At 32.6% G+C, this 3,461-nt stretch carries 5 protein-coding genes; 3 read left to right on the top strand and 2 right to left on the bottom strand.

The window, feature by feature from the left end; genetic code table 11:
* Positions 1 to 498: aminotransferase class V-fold PLP-dependent enzyme (locus ACESM9_RS15120; RefSeq protein ID WP_373000613.1), on the bottom strand; the 498-nt coding region annotated here is incomplete at its 3' end.
* A gap of 382 nt (positions 499 to 880) precedes the next feature.
* On the opposite strand from ACESM9_RS15120, the gene ACESM9_RS15115 reads away from it, so the two are divergent.
* On the top strand, positions 881 to 1,333 hold the full coding sequence (locus ACESM9_RS15115) for an Hsp20/alpha crystallin family protein (protein ID WP_373000610.1): 453 nt from the start codon (positions 881 to 883) through the stop codon (positions 1,331 to 1,333).
* Between the two features lie 35 nt (positions 1,334 to 1,368).
* On the opposite strand, the gene ACESM9_RS15110 is transcribed toward ACESM9_RS15115, so the two are convergent.
* Complete coding sequence (locus tag ACESM9_RS15110) at positions 1,369 to 1,977, bottom strand: viroplasmin family protein (protein WP_373000607.1); 609 nt, start codon at positions 1,975 to 1,977, stop codon at positions 1,369 to 1,371.
* A gap of 249 nt (positions 1,978 to 2,226) precedes the next feature.
* Between ACESM9_RS15110 and ACESM9_RS15105 the strand changes: the two genes are divergently transcribed.
* Positions 2,227 to 2,964, top strand: a complete 738-nt coding sequence (locus ACESM9_RS15105) for a LytR/AlgR family response regulator transcription factor (RefSeq protein WP_373000605.1) — start codon at positions 2,227 to 2,229, stop codon at positions 2,962 to 2,964.
* On the top strand, positions 2,948 to 3,461 hold a 514-nt coding region (locus tag ACESM9_RS15100), incomplete at its 3' end, for a hypothetical protein (protein ID WP_373000601.1). The genes ACESM9_RS15105 and ACESM9_RS15100, both read left to right, overlap by 17 nt.

Raw genomic sequence — 3,461 nt, 5'->3', positions numbered from 1 at the left:
CTGTTCTCCATATGTCTGCAACTTTTTCTCCATATCCTCCAAATCAAGTCTTCCCTCTTGGTCTATGTTCACATAATCCACATGGAATTTATTCCTCCAAGGCAGGTCGTTTGAATGATGCTCCATAAAGGTTGATAATATGACACCGGTTCCATATATTTCTTTATACATGTTGGAAAGTTTATTTATAGCTTCAGTAGTATTCTTAACATAGATTACACAATCTTTACCCCATGTGCCTCCTACAAAGTCCAGCACAGCCTTTCTTGAACTGTCATAAATTTCTGAGGAGGCTTTTGATTTATATCCTGTTCCTCTGTGTATAGATGAATACCATTGTGAAAAGTCAACTATTCTATTGACAACAGGTATAAAAGGAGGGGTGGTTGCTGCATTATCAAAGTTGATATAGGAAGCATAGCTTCCATCTTTAAGAGGTACTTCTGAATTAACTCCGGCAATAAGGTTTCGATAGGGATTTGATCCATTTATAAACATCTAAATCACCCTCTAGCAAATATATACACATAATCAGTTTATTCAGATTAAAAACTTATGTTACTAAAACCCTGATATATCTAATGGACCATCCTTAATTAAACAAAGGCTAAACTCCCATAGAAGCTGACAGGTCATTGATGCAGTGATGGAGAATTTTATTAGTGTTAGCTCAGTGAAAGTCACAGAAATTAGACAAGTAGAAAAGCTTCCATATATAGAGATATATTGAGAAATATAGATATACCTTTAAATATTTTTGTATAATCAAAAAATATTGGAGTATTTTAGCTATGGTGACAATTGAAGTTTAATTGGAATATTATATAATATAATCAAAGGTCAAAGAAAGTCAAAGTCAAACTTTATGGAGGTGTAGTATATGTATTTAATTCCATACGGTAGAAGAAATAGAGGCCTGGCTAGCAGAAGCAAAGACATTTTTAATATAGACAGTTTATTTGATAACTTCTTCAATGATTCATTTATGTCCCCGTGGTTTATGGGAGATAGTCAAATGAGGGTAGACGTAAAGGAAAATGATAAAGAATACATCGTAGAAGCAGACTTGCCGGGTGTAAACAAAGAAGATATAAATATTGAGCTTAATAACGACAGACTCACTATTGCTGTAGAAAGAAATGAAGAAGTCAATGTGGAAAAAGAGAACTACATCAGGAGAGAAAGAAGAAGCGGCAGCTTCTGTAGAAGCTTCTATATTGAAAATGTAGTAGAAGATCAGATTTCTGCTAAATTTGAAAACGGTGTTCTTTCAATAGTATTACCTAAGAAAGACCAAACTCCAAAGAAGAGAAACAGAATAGAGATTAAATAGCAAATAGAACCTCTTGGTCAAAAGACCGAGAGGTTCTATTTTAAAGCCTTCTTAGCCAGCTCATCCGCCATTTCATTATATTTATCCCCTGAATGGGCTGTAACTTTTTCAAAGGATATTTTCATCACATTTCTATACTTATTCATGTATTCCATGTACTTTTTTGCACAATAGGAGTTAACTTTCCATAGACCTGTAAACCACTTGGCTATGCCTTCATAGTCATGCCTGATCAATATGTTAAGATACCCATTGCTATATGCCCATCTCACTGCAAACATGGTGCCCATCAGCTCTCCAGCCACATTTCTGCTAACCACAGCCTCAGGATCCTCATTGGCACCGCTTTCGCATATTATCTCTCCCTGGGGAGTGATTATGACACATCCAAAGGAGTACCTTTTCTGACTGTCATCATAACTGCCATCCACATAGGCAATCACCGTATTTGACTCTTCAGCAAGCTTTTTATGTATTTCCGTTATATCCATACCCTCAGCATAAGCTTGAGCTTCTTCATAAGTGGGAAAGGATTTGTACTCTGCTCCGCTAAATCCTTCTATGCTGTTTTTACACTCATCCCAGGATTCAAATACACCGACAACTTTTCCTTTTTTCACTCCATAGTATTTTTTCTTAGCCATCGAACCTGCCTCCATAATTCAGTAAATATCATTCTGAATGTACTATATATAGCTTTGTTTGTCAATTTACTAAATGGGTAAGGACATTCTTAGGTTTATGTTTTTAATATGAATACTACGTATTGAAGGGTAAGTTAAGTGCCTGTGAAAGTTGAGAAGATATTTTCACTTTGCTATAATAGTATTAACCAATAATTACTAATATTAATAATGTTTATATATTATAGAAACGGTTGTGGGGTGAGTTTCTTGCTTAACTTTGTCATTTGTGATGATACTCATTCCGAGAGTATTAGAGGTATAATTGAACCCATAATAGATGAATTAAATATTGGCAAGATAGTTATGGTTGAGAAAAGTCCTGACAAAGTTGTGGAATACATAAAGAATAATAAAGCTGCTACTGTATATTTTCTGGATATTGAATTAAATTCATCAATAAACGGAATCGATATGGCAAGATTAATAAGAGAAAAAGATTCTTCTTCATACATAGTATTTATAACTGCCTATGAGAAGTTTGCTTTTTTGACCTATAAATACAAGTTGAATGTGGTTGATTATATAGTAAAACCTGTTAACAAGAATGATGTCATATATTGTATTGAGACGATCTGTAACTTGGAAAAAGAGAAGAAGTTTATAAAAGATGATGAAGATAAAAAGGATTATATATTAAATATAAAATCAGGCTGGAAACAGTACAGGATAGATGCAAGAGATATCATATATATAGAGGTTATTAAAAATAAAATAATAATTCATATTGAAACAGGACAGATAAGCTTCTTTTCTACATTGAAGGATGTTAGGGACAAGCTGACTTCTGTTGGAGTTGACAGCATCATGGTTTGCCATAAGTCATATATGGTTAACATAAAGAAGATAAGCTGCATAGATAAGAACGATGTTATTATGATAAATGGCGATCGCTGTCCCCTTTCAAGAAGATACAAAAGGGGGATTGTTGATGCTTTTAATAGTTAACTTTTTTATGTCTTTGATCATGGGTATCATGTTTTATATTTCAGTAATTAAGCTATCGAGCTATGAGTTTAATAAAAAAAATGCTATTGGCTTTATATTCTGTTTTGCTTTTTTCAATGCTTTAATAAGAAGTTGCAAATATTATGATAATGTTACTTCCTTACTGAAAATATCTATTGTTTTATTTGTTACAGTGCTTTTTACCAATACTTTTATAATAGACAATATCATCAAATCCTTCTACTATACAGTTCTCATATATACAGTTGCATTAATCAATGAATCTGTTCTCGGTTTAGTAATGGTTAAGATTTTTAGCATCTCATTAAATACAATCCAGAATGATATTTTATATATGACCATATCAAATTTATACGTTTTATGTATGACTTATATTGCCATAATTACGATGAAATATATATGGGATAAGAAAAAAATCATTGCCCAAATAAATAAAAATGGAGCTTATATACTATTCGCTCTTATAACCTTCATAG

This window comes from Lutispora sp., assembly GCF_041687175.1.
Classification (GTDB): Bacteria; Bacillota; Clostridia; order Lutisporales; family Lutisporaceae; genus Lutispora.
Note: the sequence above shows the minus strand (reverse complement) of the source record. Positions and strands in the feature narration are given on the sequence as shown.